The sequence below is a fragment of the Pseudomonas fluorescens genome (assembly GCF_002022275.1).
Classification (GTDB): domain Bacteria; phylum Pseudomonadota; class Gammaproteobacteria; order Pseudomonadales; family Pseudomonadaceae; genus Aquipseudomonas; species Aquipseudomonas fluorescens_AJ.
On the sequence record NZ_MSDF01000025.1, the window covers coordinates 221,948 to 238,339 of the forward strand.

The following is a 16,392-nucleotide window of genomic DNA, read 5'->3' on the forward strand; positions in this document are numbered from 1 at the left end:
CAAGCATAGCTGAACATCCACAGGCTCTGGCTTGCCCGGCATGAATCGATTTTTTACGCAGCCTCGTGCGGTCTGCCGCAGGGTTGCCAATACGCCATCTTTTGCAAGAACTTGCCAGAGGAATAATCGTGGATTCTCGATTGAATGCCTTTCTTGAGCGCGCCGACGCCGTACTCGCCCGCCTGGAACCCTTGCTGCCTGCGCCGCGCCAGGCCATCGACTGGAACCAGTGCCTGGCCGCTCGCTGGCAGCGTGAAGGCCGCAGCGGTTTTTTGCTGCCGCTGGAAGTGAGCCTGGACATGCGTCTGTCCGACCTGATCGGCGTGGACAAACAGCTTGAAACACTCGCCCGCAACACCCAACAGTTTCTTGACGGCCTGCCCGCCAACCACGCGCTGCTGTGGGGGTCGCGCGGCACCGGCAAATCCTCCATGGTGCGCGCCTTGCTCGCCCAGCATGCCAACGCCGGTTTGCGCCTGATCGAGATCGAGCGCGATCACCTGGCGGACCTGCCGCGAGTGGTCGAGCAACTGCTCAAGCTGCCGCAGCGCTTTATCCTGTTTTGTGATGACCTGTCGTTCGAGGCGGGCGAGGGCGACTACCGCGTGCTCAAGAGCGTGCTGGATGGCTCGCTCGAACAAGCGCCGGAAAACGTGCTGCTGTACGCCACTTCCAACCGTCGTCACCTGGTGCCGGAAAACCAGAGCGACAACGACAACTGGAAACGTGTGGACGGCGAGCTGCACCCGAGCGAAGCGGTAGAGGACAAAATTGCGCTGTCGGACCGCTTTGGCCTGTGGCTGTCGTTCTACCCGTTCACTCAGGAACATTTCCTGGACGTGGTGGAACACTGGATCGGCGAGCTGGCGAGCAAGGCGGGTTTGCAGTGGCAGCGCGATGAACAGCTCGACATCCTGGCCGTCCGCTGGTCCACCGGGCGCGGCAATCGCAATGGTCGTTGCGCGTATCAATTCGCCCGTTACTGGGTGGGTCTCAAATTGCTGGAGCGTCAAGCATGATCGATTTACAACAGGCCGGCACCGGTCTGGATGGCTATGCCCTGTTGTGTGCGCAGTTGGAGTCGCTGCTGGCTGATGAGCGTGACTTCATCGCCAACAGCGCGCAATTCTCCGCGTTTTTGTTCAATCAGCTGGACGACCTTAACTGGGCTGGCTTCTACCTCAATCGTGATGAAGAACTGGTGCTGGGCCCGTTTCAGGGCCAGATCGCCTGTGTGCGCATTCCGTTCGGCCGTGGCGTGTGCGGCGCAGCGGCGGCAACGCGGCAGACCCAGCGGGTTGAAGATGTGCACGCATTTCCCGGGCACATCGCCTGTGACAGCGCCTCGAACAGCGAACTGGTCGTGCCGCTGGTCAAGGATGGCCAACTGATCGGCGTGCTGGATCTGGACAGCCCATCGCTGGCCCGCTTTACCGCGCAAGACCAGACGGGTATCGAGCAACTGGCGGCGATTTTCCTGCGCTTGACCGATTGCTGATCGACTGTTGCAGGGGCGAATGAAAGTATTCGCTCCTGCCTACAGCGCGGTGTCCAGGCCGTTCAGGCGCATTTGCAGCATCCTCTCCAATTCCAGCATGCATTTTTCCAGGGTCTTGATGCCGGTTTCGATCATCGGCTGATCATCACCTCGGGCGCACGCCTGTTCCAGTGCCTCGCATTGGCCGGCCAACGCTGCCGCTTGCACGATGCGTGCGGCGCCCTTGATCTTGTGTGCCTGGTCAATGATGTCTTGGGGCGTCGCCTGGCGTGCCAGCAACGCAATCAGTTCCTGGCGGTCATGGCAGCTGCTGCTCAGCAGTTCTTCCAGCAGACGGCGACTCAGTTGGGGGTCGCCGCCCGTGAGCGCATCCAGGCTACTCAGGTCGAGTTGCGTACCAGAAGACGGTGGCCCGATCTGCGCCAGTTGGCGTTCCAATGCCGTCAGGCTGATGGGTTTGAACAGGCAGTCGTTCATCCCCGCTTCGGCGCACCGTATCTTCTCTTCCGGCTGGGCATTGGCGGTAAACCCCAATATCACGCAGGGGGGCAGTTGTTCTCGCTGCTCATATTCGCGGATCGAGCGGCTTAACTCGTAGCCATTCATGATGGGCATGTTGCAGTCGGCAATGACCAGATCGAAGCGCTCCTGGCGCCAGGCATGGAACCCTGCAGCGCCATGCTGGGCCGCCGTGAACTGGTGCCCCAGGTACCCTAGTTGCTGGCACATCAACAACCGATTTGCCGGGTGGTCGTCCACCACCAGCACGTTGAGTACCGGTGCCGGTGCGGGCGGCGCAGGCTTGAGTTCGTGCACGGGCTGAACCGGTGGCAGCCGGGTCATTTTCAAGCTGATGTGCACCTGGGTGCCGACCATCGGCACGCTGCTCAGGCTCAATTGCCCGCCCATCATTGAGCACAGGCTGCGGCAGATGACAAGCCCCAGGCCTGCGCCGCTGCGAGCAAGATGCCCCGAGTTGTCGGCTTGAGCAAAGGGTTCGAACAGGCGCAGTTGGTCATCCCGACTGATGCCGATACCCGTATCCTCCACCACCAGTTTCATCTCGACTTGTTGCGGCAGGTCTGTGGCTTGCACGTCCACGCGGATTTTGACCTGCCCGCGTTCGGTGAACTTGATGGCGTTACTGACCAGGTTGGACAGCACCTGCTTGAAGCGCAGCGGGTCGATCAATACATCGATAGCGTCCAGTTCAGGCTTGAATTCGAGCAGCAGGCTCAAGGTTTTCTGGCGCGCCAGACCGTCGAACACGCGCGCGACCGAGTCGATGACTTCCCGCAGGTTCACGCGTTCCGGCGCAAGGCTCAAGCGGCCGGACTCGATGCGCGCGATGTCCAGGATGTCACCGATCAACTCCAGCAAATCCTTGGCGGAGTTGTAGGCCACTTCGATGGCAGGGCGATCAAGGTGGCCCTGGTCGGCCCGCTTGAGGGTCAATTCCAGCATGCCGATCACTGCGTTCATCGGCGTGCGGATTTCATGGCTCATGGTGGCAAGGAAGGTACTTTTCGCGCGATTGGCTTCGTCGGCGCGCTCCTTGGCGGCGCGCAACTCGTCGAACAGCTGGCGCCGCTCACTGATGTCGATCCAGCCGCCAATGACGCCCTGAACTTCACCATCGGAATCACGGTACGGCAGGATCCAGTGGTAGATCGTCAGCTTTTTCCCGTGGATATGCAGGGTTCGATCAAGAATCAGCGGGTTGCCTTCGGCCACCACCCGTTGGTAATCGGCATGGTACTGCGCCGCTTCGGTTTCGAGTGCCATGTTCATCTGAATCACACTTTTACCGATCACGTCTTCGCGCTTGACGTCGAACACTTGCAGATAGCTGTCGTTACAGGTCCGCAGCAAACCCTTGCGATCGCGCACGTAGATCGGGTGCGGCGTCTCGTTGACCAGCGCACGCATGAACTCGAATTGATCGTTGAGGGCGCGCTCAGCCATTTTCCGGTGCTGGATCTGACGGCGCATGTAGGCGTTCCACGTCAGGGAAATCAGCAATAACATCCCGGTGCCGAAAATGATTTGCGCGATCAACTGGTGGTAGTTGCGCCAGTAACTGTCAGGCGCGGCGGTATAGCCGCGCCAGCGGCTGTTGATGATGCCCAGCTCGTCCGGTGCGATGCTGAGCAGCGCCTTGTCGAGGATCGAGCTCAACTCGGTCGCACGGCGAGACGTTGCCAGGGCGAAAGTGGCGGGCATCGTGCCCACGCTGCTGCTGATCTGCAGTTTGTCCTGGAATATTTGCGATGAAAGCAAGTAATTGGCGATGACCAGCGAGTTCACCGCGCCGTCGACGTGCCTCTGGGCCAGCAGTTCCGAGGCTTTGAAGGTATCGCTGGTTTCCACCAGTTGAATGTGCGGGAAATCCTCGCGCAAGACCTTGCTCAGCGGGTTGCCTTGAGTAATCGCCAGACGCTTGCCGGTCATCTGCTCCAGGTTCAAAGGGGCGCCGGGCTCTTTACGTGTCAACAGCACGTAGGAGTTTTCAAGGTAAGGGCGGCTGAAATTCAGTTGTGCCTCTCTTTCGACGCTGGGAACAATGGCCCCGATGATGTCGACTTTGCCGCTGTCGATTTTTTCGATCATTGCATTGACGTCACGGCCGCGCTGAATATCGAAACGCAGCCCGGTGCGCAGGCGAATCAACTCAAGCAGGTCGGCGGTGATGCCGCGAAAGTTGCCGTCCACATCAAAAAACGTCATGGGTGCCAACGTCTCGTTGACGATCACCTTGACCACCGGGTGGTCGCTCAACCAGCGCTCTTCACGTTGGGTCAGCTGCAGTTTCTGGTCGGTCAGCAGGATGTCGCTGCCGGCGCTCCAGCGTTTGGCGATGCTGTCGCGCTTATTGCTGGGCACGGCCATCAGCACCGCATCGACAATACTCAAGAGCAGGCGCTGATCCTGACGCAGGGCAAAGCTGAATCCATACGCCTCATGTTTGCCGAAGTTGGCCATGCGAATGTTTTTCAGGTAGCCCTTGTTGAGCATGTAATGGGTGGAAATGGTGTCGCCGATGAACACATCAGCTTGGTCAAACGCAACCGCATTCAAGGCGTTCTGGTAGGACGGGTAGGCGCGAATAATGGCGTGCGGGTACAACTTCTCCACTTCATCAAGCGGCAGGTAGTGATAGACAAGGCTCACGCGTAGCCCGGCCAAGTCATCGCCGAGGCTGCGTGTTTCACCTTCACGGGTGACGAGTACCGGTTGATCCACGGCGTAGGGCTCTGACAGCGCGAGGTTCGGGTTGGCGGCCTCAAAGCCGTTGGAGGACCCCAGCAAATCGATTTCGCCGGCCTCGAGGGCGTGAATCGCTGCTTCACGGGAGGGATAACGCAAGACTTTTATCGGCAAGGCAATGGCCTTGGCCAGCAACCCTGCATAGTCGGCGGTGAGGCCTTCGTAATCGCGGCCGCTGGAAGTCAGGTCGAAGGGGGGGTAATCGGGCGCGGCAGTGCCCAACACCAACTCGCGTTTGTTCTGTAACCACTGGCGCTGAGCCTTATCCAGTTGAATGTCCAGTTGAACGGCACTCGCGCGGCTCAGTAAGGTGAAGTGTTCCGGGCCAGTTGCTGGGCTCGCGGGCACGGCAGTGCTGATACACACGCCGGCAATCAATATAATCAAATAGTCCTTTATACGCCTGGGCATCCGCTTTCTCACACTAGCGCGTTTCGTTTTGCCATCTCGATAAGTTCTACCAAGGATTTGGCTTTAAGTTTTTGCATGAGCCTCTTTTTGTAGGTGCTGACGGTTTTATTACTTAGAAACATACCCTTGGCGATTTCCTTGTTGGTGCGACCCTGTGCAAAAAGTTGCAAGACCATTAACTCTCGGTCATTCACGGTTTTGAACAGTTCCAGTTCTTCGGAGTTACATTCCGGCCCACCCGTATTCAACGCCTGGCTGGGGAAGTAGTTGTAGCCGGACAATACGGCGCGAATGGCACTGAGCAATTCACCCAGGTCACCTTCCTTGCAGACGTAGCCATCCGCGCCTGAGCGCATGCAGCGAGTGGCAAACAGCGTCGGGCACTGGGCCGTCAGAATAAGTGTTTTCATGGGGGTGTTCATTGCATTGAATCGGCACAGCACTTCCAGCCCATCCAGTTTCGGAATGCTGATATCCAGAATGATCAAGTCTGGAAGGCATTCGCGAACCATTTGAATTGCATCGCAACCGTTGTCCGTTTCGCCGACGACTTTATAACCTTCATGTTCCAGCAACATTCGAATCGCCAGCCTGATAACAGGATGGTCATCAATGATAAAAACTGTGTTCATAATCACATTCCATGCAAGTGCAAATAAAGCGGGCACATTAGCTCAGAAGATGAGGGAGGAGCATGAGCCATGGGGCGAGTAGGTGTAAAACAGGAGAAGTCCTACAGCAAAAAAGGTGACGGCCTACCATGCGCTAAGGCTTTGCGACGTCAAGTGTAAGCAGGTTTTTAATGACAGACGTCATAAGGGGGCAAGACGTTAACAGTAGTATTTAGTCACTCTTAGTGGGCATCTGATGTTTAAAGTCCTACATTCATGGCCGGACGATGGGAGCGATCAACTTGCACAGTTCTTCGTTATTCAAGGGTTTCGACAAGTACCCAAGCAGCGGCAGCCCGCGCAGTAACGCTTGGGCGGTCAGCCTGGACAGCTCCGTGCGAGGCAGCCCGCTCAGTAAAATGGCGCCGACAATGAAGTGGCGGCGACTGGCAATTTCCACCAGCTCCAACCCGCGTAAATCGGGCAGGCACTGGTCGCACAGCATGAGGTCGAACGGCGCGTGGGACTGGGACATCGAACGGATCGCCTGTTCAGCATTTTCCGCGAGAGTCAGCTGATCAAAGCCGAAGCTTTTAAGCAGGCACTGAGTGGCCAGGAGTTGGAAGGGGTGATCCTCCACCAGCAGGATTCGAAAGGGGTTTATGGGCATGGAAGGCACACGGGTCAGTCAAGCATCGATGGGGGCGTAGGAATTGCTCGCCAAGTCCGCCAGAAGCGTGCGTGATTATTCTTTGAGTGGTTGTGCGAATTCGATCAGGCCGCTCTGTTCCCGTCGTAGGCAGATTCTGTTCGGGAGACAGGCGGCGTGACCGGCTTCTTTATTGCGGGCTGGAGCGTCCGGTCATCTCCCTCGCCATTTCGGTGGCGTAGCTGTCGGTCATACCGGCGATAAAGTCGATCATGCGCAGGAACGAGGCGTGCAATGACCACGCTGGATCTGGCGCGCTGTTTCCCAGCAAGTCGAGAATGCGCCGGTTCTTGAACGATGGCGTGCGTCCGCCATGTTGCTCCAGCGCCGCGCCGCAGAAGGCATTCAGCAGGATCTCCAGGGTGGTGTAGGCGCCGATCTCATGCAGCGTCTTGCGTTTGTCCTGGAAGATTTTCTTGCGCGCCATGTCCTTGGCGTCCAGTACACAACGTTTGGCCGGGCCGTGCATATGCTCCACCAGGTCACCGGGTAGGGTGCCGGCAAGCAAGGCGTCCTGCTGCTCGACAAACGCCCGCGCCGCCGCGTTGGTAAGGTGCTCGATGGCCTTGCCGCGCAGGATCGCCAGCTTGCGCCGGCGCGAATCCTGCGCGCCCAGTTGCCGGTAGGTCTGGGGCAGGTCATCGCCCACCAGGTCGAGGAGCAAAGACTCCACCTCGGCGTATTCGAGCAACTCCATTTCCAGGCCGTCTTCGAGGTCGATCAAGGCGTAGCAGATGTCGTCTGCTGCCTCCATCAGGTAGACCAGCGGGTGACGTGCCCAGCGTTGCTCTTCAAGTTGCGGCAAGCCGAGTTTGTTAGCGATCTGCTCAAGGATCGGCAGCTCGCTTTGATAGCAGCCGAACTTGTGCTTCTTGTAGCCCAGAGAGTCGGCGTGCCGCGCAGTCCACGGATACTTCAGATAGGTGCCCAGGGTGGCGTAAGTCAGCCGCGTGCCACCGTCGAACTGGTGATATTCAAGCTGGGTTAGCACTCGAAAACCCTGAGCGTTGCCTTCGAAATTGAGGAAGTCATTGCGCTCGGCGCTGCTCATGTCATCCAGCCAGCCGCGCCCGGCAGCCTGTTGGAACCAGTGGCGGATGGCATCTTCACCGGAGTGCCCGAAGGGCGGGTTGCCAATGTCATGGGCCAGGCAAGCGGACTGCACCACCATGCCCAGGTCACTCGGGTCGCACCAGTCGGGCAGGGCGCTGCGCAGGGTTTCGCCCACACGCATGCCCAGGGAGCGACCGACACAACTGACTTCCAGGGAATGGGTCAGGCGGGTGTGAATATGGTCGTTGCTGGACACCGGGTGCACTTGAGTCTTGCGGCCCAGGCGGCGGAACGCGCCGGAGAAAATAATACGGTCGTGATCTTTGTGAAACGGACTGCGGCCCAGTTCTTCCGGGCTGTGCAGGGGTTTTCCAAGGCGTTCACGATTTAGCAGGGTGGGCCAATCCAAGGCGAGTACTCTCCGTGCAGTGAATGACACCGCCCAGCTTCCCGGTTCCGCCTCGGCGGGGCAAGCGAAAATCTACAGACCGGCCGCGTCGATATCGATTAACAGCAAACGCTGACCGTTATCGAAGAATTGTCCTGCGGTCAGGCAGTATTGGTTGGTCGTGGCATCTCGGTAGGTCGAGGAGAGAATCAGGCGGCGTTCTTCCCAGCCTTCAGCGAGCAGGTGATAGAAGTACGGTCGCCACGACCAGTTGTGTCCCAGGTAGCGGCTGTCGGCCTGCCAGGCGTCCTGGCGCCATTCGAAGTTGGGCGTCAGTTGGGTACCGTGGCGGTCGCACTGGTAGAAGCGCAGCAGCCAGGGGAAGTCAGGCAATTGCGGCAGCTGGCTGAGTGGCGCCCGGGCCTGGGCCCAGTTTTGCAGGATTTTCATCAACTCGACCAGTTGCAGGCGCAGTTGCATGACACGTCCGCGTTCCACGAGTTTTTGCTGGACATACGCGGTGCGCAGGTGGGCAAAACGCGACACGAATGCGTCCGTGGCGAACCAGTCAAGCTGAGCTTGGGCAAACAGATAGCCCTGCACATAGCGCGCGCCACATTCCAGGGCGAAGCTCAATTGCGCCTCGGTTTCCACGCCCTCGGCAATGATCCAGCACCCGGTCTTTTCCGCCATTTGCGCCAGGGCCCGTACCACTTCACTGCTGGGCCCGCCGCGCGCGGCTTCCTGGAACAGGCGCATGTCCAGCTTGAGAATATCCGGCTGCAACGCCAGCACCCGGTCGAGCTGGGAATAACCGGCGCCGAAGTCATCAATGGCAATACGCGCTCCGGCTTCGCGATACCGTGCCACAACGTCGGCCAGGCGCCGGATGTCGCCGCCCAGTTCGGTGATCTCAAACACAATGCGCTGTGGGTCGACGCCATGGGCGTGCACCTGCTTGAGGCTGGGCAAGGCCTGGCCGGGACGCAGGCGGTTGATCCAGCGAGGCGAGATGTTCAGGCTGAGAAACCAGTCGCCGGGCGCCTCGTGCAGACGGCTCAACGCGTTATCGCGGATTTGCCGGTCGAGACGCCGCAATGACACGCCCGGTGTGCGCGGGTCGGCAAACAGCGGCCCCACCGACTGCAAGCGACCATCGGCCTGACGCAGGCGGCCGAGCGCTTCAACGCCAGCAATGCGCCCGGTGGCGGTGTCGATGAAGGGCTGGAAGCAGGCGAGCGGTTGCCCGTCGATCACGGGGCCTCCTTAATGGTGGTGGCGAAAAAAAGGCCCGGCCCTCGATAGCGAGGGCCGGGCCGATTCTGTTTGCAAGAATGCAGCCAGCAGTGCTTAACCTTTGCGCCCGGCCATGGCCAATTTGATCAGCGGGATCAAACCGGCGCCCAGCCGCACCAGGCGCGTCAGGCTGCTGATACCGCCGCCCTTGGCACCTTTGCCGGTGAAGAAGCCCATCAGCGTCACCGCCGCCACGCCCCACAGCGGCGCGTGCTTGATGCCCAGGCTGTCCTGCCAGTTGCTGCCCATGCTGCGCACCTTGTGCAGGGGCGCCATCAGTTGCTGGGACTCATGGCGGATTTCCTGACGATGCATTTCCATGCGCAGGCGGATCAAGGCTTTGCGCATTTCCCGGCGGGAGGTGGTTTTTGGAATTTCTGTCAGGTTCATGGCAGCAGGCGCTCCCGGTCGTTGGCCAATTCTTCGAGGGTGGCGTGGAACGGCGTGGATTCATCGAAAATCGCCGCTTTCAAGCGCAACCCGCAGAACCCGGCAGCCAGGATGTAGAACACGCAGAGGCTGATGATGCCGGTGAGCCGGTAGGTGTCCCACACCAGAATCATCACCAGCGCCGACAGCCCAACCAGCAACAGCAGGGCAAACACCAGTGCCAGGCCTGCAAACAACAGCAGGCTGACGGTGCGCGACTTTTGTTCCTGCAGTTCGATGCCAAACAGCTCGACGTGGCTGTGGAGCAAGCCCAGAACGGCTGCGCCCAGGCGTCGGGAGGTAGAGCTTGTGCCCGATGACGAGCCGGTTTCGCCAATAGACATGATGTTAGCGCCTTGTAGCCAGCAGACCGATCAAAAAGCCCACACCGGCTGCGATGCCGACGGACTGCCAAGGGTTGGCCTGTACGTAATCTTCGGTGGCGGTGACTGCCGCCTGGCCGCGTTCACGCAGCGAGTCTTCGGTCAGTTGCAGGGTTTCGCGGGCCTTGAGCAGGCTGTCGTGGATCTTGGTGCGCAGCTCGTCTGCCTGGTCACCCGCCAGCACGGCGGTGTCATCCAACAGCTTTTCGGTGTCACTCACCAGGGTTTGAAAATCCGCCAACAGAATTTCTTGAGCGGTCTTTGCAGTTCTTCTGGCCATGGTTATCTCCGTGATTGGCTGATCTGTACTGTGCGTGCAGGTGTGGTTTCGAGTCACCGGCATCGGTGAAGGTTCAGTGCAATTGTGTGGTACAGCTTTTGCTTTGCCTTGGTGCGCATGCCCTATGGCTTGCGCTGAATCTGGGCGGTCGAGGCTAAAACCTTGAAAAACCTTACCCTAAATAACTGAAACTCGCGGAAAAACCCTGTCGGCATCGGCCTGTCGTGTTGATCGCTGCGCTAAAGCGGTTCACGCCCTCTGAAGAGGGGCGGGGCCGGTGGTGCCAATTTAGTGCGCGAAACCCTGGCTTGAACCGCTTTGGTGCTTTTTGCCTTTAATGCAGGCCTGCCAACCTCCATGGAAAATTTGCAAAGCGCGGTGGACACCCTAGTTCACAGTTCCAACACCCTGTTTATTTTGATCGGTGCGGTCATGGTTTTGGCCATGCACGCCGGGTTTGCGTTCCTGGAAGTCGGCACGGTGCGCCAGAAAAACCAGGTCAACGCCCTGTCGAAAATCCTCAGCGACTTCGCCATCTCCACCCTGGCCTATTTCTTTATAGGCTATTGGATCTCTTACGGCGTGAGCTTCATGCAACCGGCGGCGGTCATCAGCGCTGATCACGGCTATGGGCTGGTGAAGTTTTTCTTTCTTTTGACCTTCGCGGCGGCCATCCCCGCGATCATTTCCGGAGGGATTGCCGAGCGTGCGAAGTTCGCTCCGCAGTTGTGCGCCACCGCGCTGATCGTGGCGTTTATCTACCCGTTTTTTGAAGGCATGGTGTGGAACGGCAATTTCGGTCTGCAAGCCTGGTTGCTGGCGAAGTTTGGCGCCAGCTTTCACGACTTCGCCGGTTCCGTGGTGGTGCACGCCATGGGCGGCTGGCTGGCGCTGGCGGCGGTGCTGCTGCTCGGGCCGCGCAACGGGCGTTACCGTGAAGGGCGGCTGGTGGCATTCGCACCATCGAGTATTCCATTCTTGGCGTTGGGCTCGTGGATTCTGATCGTCGGCTGGTTCGGCTTTAACGTGATGAGCGCACAAACCCTGAACGGCGTCAGTGGCCTGGTGGCGGTCAATTCGCTGATGGCCATGGTGGGCGGCACGGTCGCGGCGCTGATCATTGGGCGCAACGACCCGGGCTTTCTGCACAACGGCCCATTGGCCGGGCTGGTGGCGATCTGCGCCGGATCGGATCTGATGCACCCTGTCGGCGCCCTGGTGACCGGTGTGGTCGCCGGTGGCCTGTTTGTGTGGTTCTTTATTGCCGCCCAGGATCGCTGGAAAATCGACGACGTGCTGGGTGTGTGGCCCTTGCATGGTTTGTGCGGCGTGTGGGGCGGTATCGCGTGCGGCATTTTCGGCCAGACTGCCCTCGGCGGATTGGGCGGCGTCAGCATCATCAGCCAGTTGATCGGCACCGCCCTGGGCGTGACCGTGGCACTGGCCGGCGGCCTGTTGGTGTACGGCGTCATCAAACGCGTGCACGGGCTGCGTCTGAGTCAGGAAGAGGAGTATTACGGCGCGGACCTGTCGATCCACAAAATTGGTGCAGTCAGCCAGGATTGACGGGCTCGCCATGGATATTGGGCGGGCATAGAATAATGGCCTACTTCTGATCAGGTCTTTTTGACATGCCTCCTGAATGCCAGCTGTTCACCACGTTGGGTTGCCATCTGTGTGAACTCGCCGAAGAGGAAATCATGCCGTTGGTCGAACACGGGCTGTTGGTAGAGTTGATCGACATTGCCGATTCCGAGGCCCTGTTTGAGGCTTACGGCCTGCGGATTCCGGTACTTCGGCGGGTGGACACCGGGGCTGAACTGGATTGGCCTTTCGACACCGAGCAGGTGGTGTCCTTTCTGCTTTAGCGGTTATCCGATGGCGGGTTTCCAAATATTACGTTACTGTATGTTTGTACAGCGATTGAATAGAGGGAACGCCCGTGGTGAATGTTGAACAACTGAAAAGCAGCGTCAATCGCATGTCCGCCGACGTCGTGCGCGACGCGGTGAACGAGCTGCGCCTCGACGGTCTGGTCACGGAAGGCAAGACGCCCTTTAACAAAGTGCATTTCAACACCTGCTTTGCCGAGATCGAAGCGTTGTTCCAGCGCGCCGGCTATCACAAACAGTTGGATGTGGTGGGTTATCAGGGCTTGTTGTATGCGCTCTATGACCCGGGCCGCTGGGAAGCAGTGGACGTGTTGCGCTGGCTCAAGGAATTCACCGACGCCGCCAGCGCCTCGCCGATCCTGCGCGCGGAGTTGGCCAAGGCCTGAGATCAGCCTAGGCTGCATCCCGCGTCATGCGGGATAATGCCCGCCTGTTTGTCCAGGCCTCGAGCATTTCATGTCCACATCCGGTTTTTCCGCGTCGCAGCACCAAGCCAGCACCCTGTATCTGCCTCCTGGCCCTTGGGCGACGGTGCTGGACTGCCTGTGCGAGCACTTCCCGGCCATCAGCCGTGAGCACTGGCTGGATCGCATTGCCCGTGGCCGCGTGCTGGATATCAACGGCAACCCGATCAGCGTGGACCTGGCCTACAAGGAAGGCCTGTGCATTTATTACTTTCGCGAAGTGCCGAATGAGAAAGTAATTCCGGTTGAGGAAACCATCCTGTATGCCGATGAGCATTTGGTGGTTGCGGACAAACCGCATTTCCTGCCGGTGACGCCTGCCGGTGAGTACGTCGAGCAAACCTTGTTGCGCCGCCTCATTCGTCGCCTGGATAACCCCTCGCTGGTGCCGCTGCACCGTATCGACCGGCACACCGCAGGTCTGGTGCTGTTCTCGGCCAACCCGGCCACTCGCTCGGCGTATCAACAGCTGTTTCCCACGCGGCGTATCGACAAATTCTACGAAGCCATCGCCCCGGCCTTACCTCAGCTCACGTTTCCCCTGGTGCACAAAAGCCGCCTCGTCGACGGCGAGCCGTTCTTCCGAATGCAAGAGGGGCCGGGTGCCAGCAATACCGAAACAGCCGTGGAAGTGCGCGAAAAAAACGGCGATTTATGGCGCTACGGCCTGTTCCCGGTGACGGGCAAGAAGCACCAGTTGCGCGTGCACATGACGGCTCTGGGGGCGAGCATCTGTAACGATCCGTTCTACCCGGATGTGCTCAAGGACGCCGAAGACGACTACGCCAACCCACTTAAACTGCTGGCCCAGGGCGTGCGTTTTATTGACCCGGTCACCGGCGAGGAGCGCAGTTTTCGCAGCCGGATTACCCTCGACTGGTAACCCCCGGAAACGACAAGGCCCGCGCGAGGCGGGCCTTGTGGGTTCAGCGTTAAGACTTACAGGTCTTTAACGGTGCGAACCTGATCCTTGTTGATGCGGGTCTGCTTGCCGTCAAGCTGTTCGAACTCGTAGAAGCCCGAAGCCTTGTCGAATTTAGGGGTGTCGACGGCCTGGATTTCGCGACCGTCATTCAGGGTGATCACTGTAGGCGAAGCGCAACCGGCGAGAGTAGCCAGGCCCAGTGCAAGCATGAGAGCGGCGATGGTCCGTTGAGTCATGAGTTTGTCTCCGAGAGAATACTTTTTGAAGTGCTGACCCTGTGACGCACGCGGCGTCGACAAAGTTCCTTGTGCGAGGTTCATTCTGACACGCCCAACCCCGGGAGCAACAGCTCGGGTGTGTTCAGGTTGGCAAAGCGCGGGTCATTTGCCGGGCATTCCAGGCCTGTTCCGCCCAATTGCATGAAGATTTTACGCGGGCTGCGTTCTCCTGCATCCCACGCCTGTTCTACCTCGGATCGCAGGCGGGTGGGGATGATGCAGATCAAGGGTTCCCAGAATTCGCCATGGCGCACCATCAGAGGCAGCAGCGGGTTGCGCTGCGCCGTCGCGCGCAGCTCGGCCAGCAGGCGCGCATCGATGTGTGGCACATCGCAGGGCAAGATCAGCAAGTGTTCGTGCCGTGCCGCCGCCAACCCCGCGCGGATGCCCGCCAGCGGGCCGGGAAAGTCCGGGCTGTCGTCGCTCACCAGCTGGTCGGCATAGGGCGCATAGATTTCATGATTGCGGTTGCACGAAATGATCAAGTCGTCCGTCAGCGGCCGGGTCAGGCGCTGTAAATGCGCGATCAATGGCTCGCCCTGCCAGGTCAGCAGGCCTTTGTCCTGGCCTCCCATGCGTTGGCCACGCCCACCGGCCAGCAGCAAAATTGAACACGGTAAAGGCGAAGAATCGAGAGACATGGCGGTTCCACAGGGGCAGGTAAACAGGGCCCTGTGATATAACATCGGGCTGTTCCTTCGACAACCGGACCGTGCCATGAAAGCCAAGGCAGATGCGCCCTTCGTACCCCTGAACATCGCTGTATTGACCGTCAGCGACACCCGCACCCTCGATACCGACACCTCGGGCCAGACCTTCGTCGACCGCCTCACCGCCGCCGGCCACCGCCTGGCCGAGCGCGTGTTGCTCAAGGACGACCTGTATAAAATTCGCGCCCAAGTCGCCCACTGGATCGCCGAAGACGTGGTGCAAGTGGTGCTGATCACCGGCGGCACCGGCTTCACCGGCCGCGACAGCACGCCCGAAGCCGTGAGCTGCCTGCTGGACAAACAGGTCGATGGTTTTGGTGAACTGTTCCGCCAGATTTCCGTGGCCGATATCGGCACCTCCACCGTGCAATCGCGCGCACTGGCCGGCCTGGCCAATGGCACGCTGGTGTGCTGCCTGCCGGGTTCCACCAATGCCGTGCGCACCGGTTGGGACGGCATCCTCGCCGAGCAACTCGACAACCGTCACCGCCCGTGCAATTTCGTGCCCCACTTGAAGCAGGCTGAACCCTGCGAAACCCGTGGATAAGCCCGGCAAAACCGGCGCCTTGATGCCGGTCGAACAAGCGCTCAAGCAGTTGCTGGACATGGCCGAAGCCGCGCCGATCCGCGAGCAGGAAACCCTGACGCTGGCCGACTGTGATGGTCGCGTACTGGCGCAGGATCTGGTTTCCACCCTCGACTTGCCGCCCTGGCCCAACAGTGCCATGGACGGTTATGCGCTGCGCCTCGCGGACTGGACCGGCGAGCCGTTGGCCGTCAGCCAGAGGGTTTTCGCAGGCCAGGCGCCGCAGCCTTTAGCCGTGGGAACCTGCGCGCGAATCTTTACCGGCGCACCAGTCCCCGAAGGCGCGGATTGCGTGGAAATGCAGGAAAACGCCGTGGTTCACGCTGATGAGCGCGTGAGTTTTACCGAACCGTTGCAGGTGCACCAGAACATCCGCCCGCAGGGCCAGGAAACCACCGTCGGCGAGTTGGTATTGAACGCCGGCACCCGCCTGGGCCCGATCGAACTCGGGCTTGCCGCCTCACTGGGGCATGACCGCCTGAGCGTGGTGCGCCGCGTGCGTGTGGGGGTGCTGTCGACGGGCGACGAATTGATCGAACCCGGCCTGCCGCTCGGCCCGGGGCAAATCTACAACAGCAACCGCCGGGTACTGTGCTCATGGTTGGCGCGCATGGGCTGTGAAGTCATTGATGCGGGGATCTTGCCGGATGACCTGGAAAAAACCCGTGCGCGGCTGGCGGATCTGGGCGACGTTGACCTGATCCTCTCCACCGGCGGCGTGTCGGTGGGCGAGGCAGACTTCCTCGGTATCGCCCTGCGCGAAGAGGGCGAACTGGCCTTGTGGAAACTGGCGATCAAGCCTGGCAAACCGCTGACCTTCGGCCACTTCCGTGGCGTGCCGGTGATCGGTTTGCCCGGCAACCCGGCTTCAACGCTGGTGACCTTTGCGTTGCTGGCCCGGCCTTACTTGTTGCGCCGCCAGGGTGTGGCGGATGTGGAGCCGCTGCGTTTTGAAGTACCGGTAGGTTTTGTGTGGCCCAAGGCGGGCAACCGCCGCGAGTACTTGCGTGGGCGAATTGAGCAGGGCAAGGCGATCATCTACCGCAACCAGAGCTCCGGCGTGCTGCGCAGCGCGGCATGGGCGGAAGGGTTTGTGGAGGTGTTGGAGGGCACGACGCTGGATATTGGCGACCGAGTCAACTTCATCCCGCTCAGTGAAGTCCTGAACTGACAATAGAGCTCTAAATGTGGGAGCTGGCTTTATGTGGGAGC

At 59.9% G+C, this 16,392-nt stretch carries 18 protein-coding genes; 8 read left to right on the plus strand and 10 right to left on the minus strand.

Going from position 1 to position 16,392, the window contains the following annotated elements:
* The first annotated feature begins 128 nt into the window (after positions 1-128).
* Together BFW87_RS20410 and BFW87_RS20415 are read left to right on the plus strand one after the other, a co-directional pair.
* Complete coding sequence (locus tag BFW87_RS20410) at positions 129-1,019, plus strand: ATP-binding protein (protein ID WP_078741512.1); 891 nt, start codon at positions 129-131, stop codon at positions 1,017-1,019.
* Positions 1,016-1,498, plus strand: a complete 483-nt coding sequence (locus BFW87_RS20415; protein ID WP_078741513.1) for a GAF domain-containing protein — start codon at positions 1,016-1,018, stop codon at positions 1,496-1,498. Before BFW87_RS20410 ends, BFW87_RS20415 begins: the two co-directional genes overlap by 4 nt.
* A gap of 39 nt (positions 1,499-1,537) precedes the next feature.
* Here BFW87_RS20415 and BFW87_RS20420 read toward each other — a convergent pair whose 3' ends face one another.
* The 8 genes from BFW87_RS20420 to BFW87_RS20455 all read right to left on the minus strand — a co-directional run bounded on the left by BFW87_RS20420 (position 1,538) and on the right by BFW87_RS20455 (position 10,325).
* Complete coding sequence (locus BFW87_RS20420; protein ID WP_078741514.1) at positions 1,538-5,176, minus strand: transporter substrate-binding domain-containing protein; 3,639 nt, start codon at positions 5,174-5,176, stop codon at positions 1,538-1,540.
* Positions 5,177-5,184: 8 nt separating this feature from the next.
* On the minus strand, positions 5,185-5,808 hold the full coding sequence (locus BFW87_RS20425) for a response regulator transcription factor (RefSeq protein WP_078741515.1): 624 nt from the start codon (positions 5,806-5,808) through the stop codon (positions 5,185-5,187).
* A 253-nt stretch (positions 5,809-6,061) separates the two neighbouring features.
* A complete protein-coding gene (locus tag BFW87_RS20430) occupies positions 6,062-6,457 on the minus strand; it encodes a response regulator (RefSeq protein WP_078741516.1) in 396 nt (131 codons plus the stop codon).
* A gap of 169 nt (positions 6,458-6,626) precedes the next feature.
* Positions 6,627-7,958 (minus strand): deoxyguanosinetriphosphate triphosphohydrolase, encoded by a 1,332-nt coding sequence (locus BFW87_RS20435; protein ID WP_078741517.1) that lies wholly within the window; start codon positions 7,956-7,958, stop codon positions 6,627-6,629.
* A gap of 72 nt (positions 7,959-8,030) precedes the next feature.
* Entirely contained in the window at positions 8,031-9,194 is a 1,164-nt protein-coding gene (locus BFW87_RS20440; protein WP_078741518.1) for an EAL domain-containing protein, read from the minus strand.
* A gap of 93 nt (positions 9,195-9,287) precedes the next feature.
* Entirely contained in the window at positions 9,288-9,623 is a 336-nt protein-coding gene (locus BFW87_RS20445; protein ID WP_078741519.1) for a hypothetical protein, read from the minus strand.
* On the minus strand, positions 9,620-10,006 hold the full coding sequence (locus BFW87_RS20450; RefSeq protein ID WP_078741520.1) for a phage holin family protein: 387 nt from the start codon (positions 10,004-10,006) through the stop codon (positions 9,620-9,622). Before BFW87_RS20450 ends, BFW87_RS20445 begins: the two co-directional genes overlap by 4 nt.
* Before the next feature lie 4 nt (positions 10,007-10,010).
* The gene (locus tag BFW87_RS20455) at positions 10,011-10,325 is read right to left on the minus strand and encodes a DUF883 family protein (RefSeq protein WP_078741521.1); all 315 of its coding nucleotides are present in this window, start codon (positions 10,323-10,325) and stop codon (positions 10,011-10,013) included.
* 357 nt (positions 10,326-10,682) lie between these two features.
* On the opposite strand from BFW87_RS20455, the gene BFW87_RS20460 reads away from it, so the two are divergent.
* The 4 genes from BFW87_RS20460 (at position 10,683) to BFW87_RS20475 (ending at position 13,564) form a co-directional block, all read left to right on the plus strand.
* Positions 10,683-11,891, plus strand: coding sequence for an ammonium transporter (locus BFW87_RS20460; protein WP_078741589.1), 1,209 nt, complete (start codon positions 10,683-10,685; stop codon positions 11,889-11,891).
* A gap of 65 nt (positions 11,892-11,956) precedes the next feature.
* The gene (locus BFW87_RS20465) at positions 11,957-12,193 is read left to right on the plus strand and encodes a glutaredoxin family protein (protein WP_078741522.1); all 237 of its coding nucleotides are present in this window, start codon (positions 11,957-11,959) and stop codon (positions 12,191-12,193) included.
* A gap of 74 nt (positions 12,194-12,267) precedes the next feature.
* Positions 12,268-12,603, plus strand: a complete 336-nt coding sequence (locus BFW87_RS20470; protein ID WP_016978478.1) for a hypothetical protein — start codon at positions 12,268-12,270, stop codon at positions 12,601-12,603.
* Positions 12,604-12,673: 70 nt separating this feature from the next.
* Positions 12,674-13,564, plus strand: coding sequence for a pseudouridine synthase (locus BFW87_RS20475; protein ID WP_078741523.1), 891 nt, complete (start codon positions 12,674-12,676; stop codon positions 13,562-13,564).
* 56 nt (positions 13,565-13,620) lie between these two features.
* On the opposite strand, the gene BFW87_RS20480 is transcribed toward BFW87_RS20475, so the two are convergent.
* Positions 13,621-13,842 (minus strand): YgdI/YgdR family lipoprotein, encoded by a 222-nt coding sequence (locus BFW87_RS20480; RefSeq protein ID WP_065901933.1) that lies wholly within the window; start codon positions 13,840-13,842, stop codon positions 13,621-13,623.
* Positions 13,843-13,922: 80 nt separating this feature from the next.
* The gene (gene mobA / locus BFW87_RS20485; RefSeq protein ID WP_078741524.1) at positions 13,923-14,525 is read right to left on the minus strand and encodes a molybdenum cofactor guanylyltransferase MobA; all 603 of its coding nucleotides are present in this window, start codon (positions 14,523-14,525) and stop codon (positions 13,923-13,925) included.
* A gap of 76 nt (positions 14,526-14,601) precedes the next feature.
* Between mobA and moaB the strand changes: the two genes are divergently transcribed.
* Positions 14,602-15,141, plus strand: a complete 540-nt coding sequence (moaB, locus tag BFW87_RS20490; RefSeq protein WP_078741525.1) for a molybdenum cofactor biosynthesis protein B — start codon at positions 14,602-14,604, stop codon at positions 15,139-15,141.
* Between the two features lie 22 nt (positions 15,142-15,163).
* On the plus strand, positions 15,164-16,351 hold the full coding sequence (locus BFW87_RS20495) for a molybdopterin molybdotransferase MoeA (protein ID WP_078741590.1): 1,188 nt from the start codon (positions 15,164-15,166) through the stop codon (positions 16,349-16,351).
* The last annotated feature ends 41 nt before the right edge of the window (positions 16,352-16,392 follow it).

Bases quoted from the DNA above. Each gene is read 5' to 3' on its own strand.
- BFW87_RS20450 (WP_078741520.1), bottom strand. From the start codon at position 10,006: ATGTCTATTGGCGAAACCGGCTCGTCATCGGGCACAAGCTCTACCTCC.
- mobA (WP_078741524.1), bottom strand. From the start codon at position 14,525: ATGTCTCTCGATTCTTCGCCTTTACCGTGTTCAATTTTGCTGCTGGCC.
- BFW87_RS20480 (WP_065901933.1), bottom strand. From the start codon at position 13,842: ATGACTCAACGGACCATCGCCGCTCTCATGCTTGCACTGGGCCTGGCT.
- BFW87_RS20460 (WP_078741589.1), top strand. From the start codon at position 10,683: ATGGAAAATTTGCAAAGCGCGGTGGACACCCTAGTTCACAGTTCCAAC.
- BFW87_RS20415 (WP_078741513.1), top strand. From the start codon at position 1,016: ATGATCGATTTACAACAGGCCGGCACCGGTCTGGATGGCTATGCCCTG.
- BFW87_RS20495 (WP_078741590.1), top strand. From the start codon at position 15,164: ATGCCGGTCGAACAAGCGCTCAAGCAGTTGCTGGACATGGCCGAAGCC.
- BFW87_RS20455 (WP_078741521.1), bottom strand. From the start codon at position 10,325: ATGGCCAGAAGAACTGCAAAGACCGCTCAAGAAATTCTGTTGGCGGAT.
- moaB (WP_078741525.1), top strand. From the start codon at position 14,602: ATGAAAGCCAAGGCAGATGCGCCCTTCGTACCCCTGAACATCGCTGTA.
- BFW87_RS20465 (WP_078741522.1), top strand. From the start codon at position 11,957: ATGCCTCCTGAATGCCAGCTGTTCACCACGTTGGGTTGCCATCTGTGT.
- BFW87_RS20430 (WP_078741516.1), bottom strand. From the start codon at position 6,457: ATGCCCATAAACCCCTTTCGAATCCTGCTGGTGGAGGATCACCCCTTC.
- BFW87_RS20445 (WP_078741519.1), bottom strand. From the start codon at position 9,623: ATGAACCTGACAGAAATTCCAAAAACCACCTCCCGCCGGGAAATGCGC.
- BFW87_RS20425 (WP_078741515.1), bottom strand. From the start codon at position 5,808: ATGAACACAGTTTTTATCATTGATGACCATCCTGTTATCAGGCTGGCG.
- BFW87_RS20420 (WP_078741514.1), bottom strand. From the start codon at position 5,176: ATGCCCAGGCGTATAAAGGACTATTTGATTATATTGATTGCCGGCGTG.
- BFW87_RS20475 (WP_078741523.1), top strand. From the start codon at position 12,674: ATGTCCACATCCGGTTTTTCCGCGTCGCAGCACCAAGCCAGCACCCTG.